Source organism: Stutzerimonas chloritidismutans AW-1 (genome assembly GCF_000495915.1).
Taxonomy (GTDB): domain Bacteria; phylum Pseudomonadota; class Gammaproteobacteria; order Pseudomonadales; family Pseudomonadaceae; genus Stutzerimonas; species Stutzerimonas chloritidismutans.
In genome coordinates, this window is record NZ_AOFQ01000051.1 from 54,338 (window position 1) to 60,714 (window position 6,377).

Here is a 6,377-nt window from a genome sequence, read left to right on the forward strand (position 1 = left end):
CTCCAAACGATTCGTAAAACATATCAATAAGGTCGAATAATATATTGGATAGCTTAAACAAAGCTTCCTATCATTTCGCCCATAAACCCGAACAACAGCAGTCGCGCCCCTTGATCGAAAAGGGATCACAGGCGTAACGGGCTGCTTTTGGCCGGAAAAAGCGAATCGGACAGAGGTCTCCATCGTGAGCAGTACGCACGGCGCCAGTGGCGCGTCAGCAGAGATACCTGCGCCTGGCGCGCCCATCAGCCATACCGAGAAAGGCACGCAGCGCTTCGCGCGCACTGCCCTGGCCCTGTTCGCTGGCGGCTTCGCCACCTTCGCCCTGCTGTACTGCGTGCAGCCGATGATGCCCATGCTGTCGCAGGCGTTCGGCATCAACGCAGCGCAGAGCAGCCTGATCCTTTCGCTCTCGACCCTGACACTGGCCGTCGGATTGCTGATCACCGGACCGATCTCCGATGCCATCGGCCGCAAGCAGGTGCTGGTCGTCTCCCTGCTCGCTGCCGCCGTGTTCACCGTCGGCAGTGCACTCGCACCTAGCTGGGAAGGCGTACTACTGATGCGCGCGCTGGTGGGCTTGGCGCTCAGCGGGGTGGCTGCGGTGGCCATGACCTACTTGAGCGAAGAGATTCACCCGCAACACCTCGGCCTGGCGATGGGGCTGTATATCGGCGGCAATGCCATCGGCGGCATGAGCGGACGCTTGCTGAGCGGCGTGCTGGTGGACTACCTGTCGTGGCACAGCGTGCTCGGAGTGATGGGCGGTCTGGCGCTACTGGCGGCGCTGTTGCTCTGGCGCTTCCTGCCGGAGTCGCGGCACTTCCACCCACGCCCGTTGCGCCTACGCGGCTTGCTGCAGGGCTACACGCTGCATTTTCGCGATGCCGGCCTGCCGTGGCTGTTCCTGCAGGGGTTCCTGCTGATGGGCAGCTTCGTCACGCTGTACAACTACATCGGCTATCGGCTGATTGCCGAGCCGTTCCACCTCAGCCAGACCATGATCGGCCTGCTGGCGGTGCTCTATCTGTCGGGCATCTACAGTTCGGCACAGGTGGGCGCGCTCGCTGATCGCTTCGGCCGGCGCCGAGTGTTCTGGCTGGTAATCGCCCTCATGTTGGCAGGCGTGGCCCTGACCCTGTTCGACCGACTGCCGCTGGTACTGCTGGGCATGCTGCTGTTCACCTTCGGTTTCTTTGGCGCCCATTCGGTGGCCAGCAGCTGGATCGGCCGCCGCGCGCAACAGGCTCGCGGCCAGGCGTCGTCGCTCTATCTGTTCAGCTACTACCTGGGCTCGAGCATCGCCGGCACGCTGGGCGGCGTCTTCTGGCACGCTGCCGGCTGGGACGGCGTAGGTCTGTTCATCGCCTCGCTGTTGCTGATCGCCCTCGCCGTGGCCCTGCACTTGGCGCGCCTGCGCCCACTGCCGGAGCCGCAAGCGGCTCACTGAGCCGGTAAAGCAAAACGCCCCGCAAATGCGGGGCGTTTTCCTGGAGCCGCTGGCAAATCAGCCGTGGTACTGCGCCGACAGCTCGTGGACCGACTCGATGAAGGCGCCGGCATGAGCGGGATCGACTTCCGGCGTGATGCCGTGGCCCAGGTTGAACACGTGGCCTTCGCCATGGCCGAAGCTGGCCAGAATGCGCGCCACCTCCGCGCGGATGGCATCGGGCTTGGCATAGAGCACGCTCGGGTCCATGTTGCCCTGCAGCGCGACCTTGCCGCCGACGCGGCGGCGTGCCTCGCCGATATCGCAGGTCCAGTCCAGCCCCAGCGCCTCGACGCCCGAGTCGGCCATCGATTCCAGCCAGAGGCCGCCGCCCTTGGTGAACATGATGACCGGCACGCGGCGGCCGTCATGTTCGCGAATCAGGCCATCGACGATCTTGCGCATGTAGGCCAGGGAGAACTCCTGATAGGCCGCGGCCGACAGGCTGCCACCCCAGGAATCGAAGATCTGCACCGCCTGGGCACCGGCGAGGATCTGGCCATTGAGGTAGCTGGTGACCGACTGCGCCAGCTTGTCCAGCAGGGCGTGCATCGCCTGCGGGTTCTCGTAGAGCATCGCCTTGGACTTGCGGAAATCCTTCGACGAGCCGCCCTCGACCATGTAGGTCGCCAGGGTCCAGGGGCTGCCGGAGAACCCGATCAGCGGCACGCGGCCATTGAGTTCACGGCGAATGGTACGCACTGCGTCCATTACATAGCCCAGGTCCTTCTCCGGATCGGGAATCGGCAGCGCCTCGATGTCCGCAACGGTGCTCACCACCTTCTTGAAGCGCGGTCCCTCGCCGGTCTCGAAGTACAGACCCAAACCCATGGCGTCCGGCACGGTGAGGATGTCGGAGAACAGGATCGCGGCATCCAGCGGATAGCGATCCAGCGGCTGCAGCGTCACCTCGCAAGCGAGTTCGGGATTCATGCACAGGCTCATGAAGTCACCGGCCTTGGCGCGGCTGGCCCGGTACTCGGGCAGATAGCGGCCGGCCTGGCGCATCATCCACACCGGGGTGACGTCGACAGGCTGCTTGAGCAGGGCACGAAGGAAGCGGTCGTTCTTCAAGACGGTCATGGCAGGGTTCCAGCGTAAAAGTGCCGTGCATTGTCGCAAAGCAGAAAAAAAAAGGCACGGCGAGCGCCGTGCCATTTAGCTATGGGCTTGATTCAAATCAGGCCACTCCGGGCGCCCTTCGATGCCCGGCAACGCCCGATCAGACGCCGAGATAATCCATGATGCCTTCGGCAGCCTGACGACCTTCGAAGATCGCCGTCACCACCAGATCGGAGCCGCGGACCATGTCGCCGCCGGCGAAGATCTTCGGGTTGCTGGTCTGGTGCTTGAACTGACCCACCTCGGGTGCCACGACGCGGCCCTGGTTGTCGATCTGGATGCCCTGGGCTTCGAACCACGGTGCCGGGCTCGGACGGAAACCAAAGGCGATGACCACGGCATCGGCCGGCAGCACCTGCTCGGAACCCGGAATCGGCTCCGGGCTGCGGCGACCGCGGGCGTCTGGTGCGCCGAGACGTGTCTCGACCACCTTTACACCCTCAACCTTACCTTCGCCGACGATCGCGATGGGTTGGCGGTTGAAGAGGAACTTCACGCCCTCTTCCTTGGCGTTCTTCACTTCGCGGCGCGAGCCCGGCATGTTCGCCGCATCACGACGGTAGGCGCAGGTCACGCTCTTCGCACCCTGGCGAATGGAGGTGCGGTTGCAGTCCATCGCGGTATCACCGCCGCCCAGCACCACGACCTTCTTACCCTTCATGTCGATGAAGTCTTCGGCAGACTTCTCGAAGCCGAGGTTGCGGTTGACGTTGGCGATGAGGAAATCCAGCGCGTCGTACACGCCCGGCAGGTCTTCACCAGGGAAGCCGCCCTTCATGTAGGTGTAGGTGCCCATACCCATGAACACGGCATCGTAATCGGCCAGCAGCCGGTCGATGGTGATGTCCTTGCCTACCTCGGTGTTAAGACGGAACTCGATGCCCATACCGCCGAAGATTTCGCGACGACGGCTGAGTACGGTCTTCTCCAGCTTGAACTCGGGAATGCCGAAGGTCAGCAGACCGCCGATCTCGGGGTTCTTGTCGAACACCACCGGGGTCACGCCGTTGCGCACGAGAATATCGGCACAGCCCAGCCCTGCCGGGCCGGCACCGATGATCGCGACTTTCTTGCCGGTCGGCTTGACCTTGGACATGTCGGGCCGCCAGCCCATGGCGAAGGCAGTATCGGCGATGTACTTCTCCACCGAGCCGATGGTTACAGCGCCGAAGCCGTCGTTCAGGGTACAGGCGCCCTCGCAGAGACGATCCTGCGGGCAGACGCGACCGCAGACTTCTGGGAGGGTGTTGGTCTGGTGCGCCAGTTCGGCGGCCGCGAGGATGTTGCCCTCTGAGACCAGCTTGAGCCAGTTGGGAATATAGTTGTGGACCGGGCACTTCCACTCGCAATAGGGGTTGCCGCAACCCAGGCAGCGGTGAGCCTGTTCGCAGGCCTGCTGCGGCTTGAAGGGTTCGTAGATCTCGACGAACTCCTTCTTGCGCTGGCGCAGCAGCTTCTTCTTCGGATCCTTGCGCCCGACCTCGATGAACTGGAAGTCGTTATTCAGACGTTCAGTCATTTCAAAACCTCTCAACAGCAACCGTAGGCAATACATACGGCTGCAAGACAATCAGGGTGAGCAACGGCCCCGCGTTGGCTGGGGCCGCTGCCTGAAGCGGCTTATTGTTATTGCGGGTTGGCCCGGGTGCTCGACAGCAGCGAAGCCAGGTTGGCCGCCTTGGGCTTGACCAGCCAGAACCGACGCAGGTAGTCGTCGAGATTATCCAGCAGCTCAGCCCCCCACTCACTCGCGGTTTCAGCAACGTATTCGCGCAGCACGTCCTGCAGATGGCTGCGATAGGCTTCCATCGCCTCGCCGGTGATGCGCTGCAGGTTGACCAGCTCGTTGTTCACCCGGTCCACGAAACTGTTGTCCATGTCCAGCACATAGGCGAAACCACCGGTCATGCCCGAGCCAAAGTTGTGTCCGGTCTTGCCAAGCACGCAGACGAAGCCACCGGTCATGTACTCGCAGCAATGGTCGCCAGTACCCTCGACAACTGCGTGGGCGCCAGAGTTGCGTACCGCGAAACGCTCACCCGCGGTACCTGCAGCGAACAGCTTGCCGCCAGTAGCGCCGTACAGACAGGTGTTGCCGATGATCGCCGAATCCTGGGACCGATAGCTGGCGCCCTGCGGCGGCGTGACCACCAGCTTGCCGCCGGTCATTCCCTTGCCGACGTAATCGTTGGCATCGCCTTCCAGATAGAGATTGAGGCCACCGGCGTTCCAGACGCCGAAGCTCTGGCCGGCAGTGCCTTTGAAGCGGAAGGTGATCGGCGCACCGGCCATGCCCTGGTTGCCATGCTGGCGAGCGATCTCGCCGGAGACACGGGCACCAATGGAGCGGTCGCAGTTACAGATTTCCAGTTCGAACTCACCACCGCTCTTGGCATCGATGGCGCCTTTGGCGAGCTTGACCATTTCTTCGGCCAGCAGGCCCTGGTCGAACGGCGGGTTCTTCTCGACCAAGCAGAATTGCGGCTTGTCGGCGGCGATGTTGCTGCTGCCGAGCAGGGGCGACAGATCCAGGTTGTTCTGCTTGGCCGTTTCACCCGGCAGCACTTCGAGCAGATCGGTACGCCCGATCAGTTCGCCCAGGCTACGCACGCCCAGCTTGGCCAGCCACTCGCGGGTTTCTTCGGCGACGAACTGGAAGAAGTTGACCACCATGTCGACGGTGCCGATGAAGTGATCCTTGCGCAGCTGCTCATTCTGCGTGGCAACGCCGGTGGCGCAGTTGTTCAGGTGGCAGATGCGCAGGTACTTGCAGCCCAGCGCGATCATCGGCGCAGTACCGAAGCCAAAGCTTTCGGCGCCGAGGATCGCGGCCTTGATCACGTCGAGGCCAGTCTTCAGGCCGCCATCGGTCTGCACCCGGACCTTGCCGCGCAGGTCGTTGCCGCGCAGGGTCTGGTGGGTTTCGGCCAGGCCGAGCTCCCACGGCGAGCCGGCATAGCGAATGGAGGTCAGCGGCGAAGCGCCGGTGCCACCGTCGTAGCCGGAGATGGTGATGAGGTCGGCATAGGCCTTGGCCACACCGGCGGCGATGGTACCCACGCCCGGCTCGGCCACCAGTTTGACCGAAACCAGCGCCTGCGGGTTGACCTGCTTGAGGTCGAAGATCAGCTGGGCCAGATCCTCGATGGAGTAGATGTCGTGGTGCGGCGGCGGAGAGATCAGTGTGACGCCCGGTACTGCATAGCGCAGCCGCGCGATCAGGCCGTTGACCTTGCCACCAGGCAACTGGCCGCCTTCACCGGGCTTGGCGCCCTGGGCGACCTTGATCTGCAGCACTTCGGCGTTGACCAGGTATTCCGGCGTGACACCGAAGCGGCCGGTCGCTACCTGCTTGATCTTCGAGCTGCGCTCGGTGCCGTAGCGGGCCGGGTCTTCACCGCCCTCACCTGAGTTCGAGCGCGCGCCGATGCGGTTCATCGCCGCGGCGATGGCTTCGTGGGCTTCCGGCGACAGGGCGCCCAGCGAAATACCAGCGGAATCAAACCGCTTGAGAATCGCCTCAAGCGGCTCGACCTCTTCCAGCGCCAGCGGCTGCTCAGCCACCTTGACCTTGAGCAAGTCGCGGAGCATGGCCACCGGACGCTGGTCGACCAACGCGGTGTATTCCTTGAAGCGGCTGTAATCGCCGCTCTGCACCGCGACCTGCAGCGCGCTGACTACATCCGGGTTGTACGCGTGGTATTCGCCACCGTAGACGAACTTCAGCAGGCCACCCTGCTGGATCGGCTTTTGGCTGGTCCCGGGT

At 63.4% G+C, this 6,377-nt stretch carries 4 protein-coding genes; 1 reads left to right on the forward strand and 3 read right to left on the reverse strand.

The window, feature by feature from the left end:
- Window positions 1–223: 223 nt before the first annotated feature.
- Window positions 224–1,450: an MFS transporter gene (locus tag F753_RS40750; protein WP_051375888.1), complete on the forward strand. Its 1,227-nt coding sequence runs from the start codon at window positions 224–226 to the stop codon at window positions 1,448–1,450.
- Between the two features lie 57 nt (window positions 1,451–1,507).
- Here the strand turns inward: F753_RS40750 and hemE are convergent, their stop codons facing one another.
- From hemE to gltB, 3 genes are all read right to left on the reverse strand, one after another.
- A complete protein-coding gene (hemE, locus tag F753_RS40755) occupies window positions 1,508–2,572 on the reverse strand; it encodes a uroporphyrinogen decarboxylase (RefSeq protein WP_023446025.1) in 1,065 nt (354 codons plus the stop codon).
- 139 nt (window positions 2,573–2,711) lie between these two features.
- Entirely contained in the window at window positions 2,712–4,130 is a 1,419-nt protein-coding gene (locus F753_RS40760; RefSeq protein WP_023446026.1) for an FAD-dependent oxidoreductase, read from the reverse strand.
- 107 nt (window positions 4,131–4,237) lie between these two features.
- Window positions 4,238–6,377, reverse strand: a 2,140-nt coding sequence (gene gltB / locus F753_RS40765; RefSeq protein WP_023446027.1) for a glutamate synthase large subunit, incomplete at its 5' end; no start/stop codon positions are given.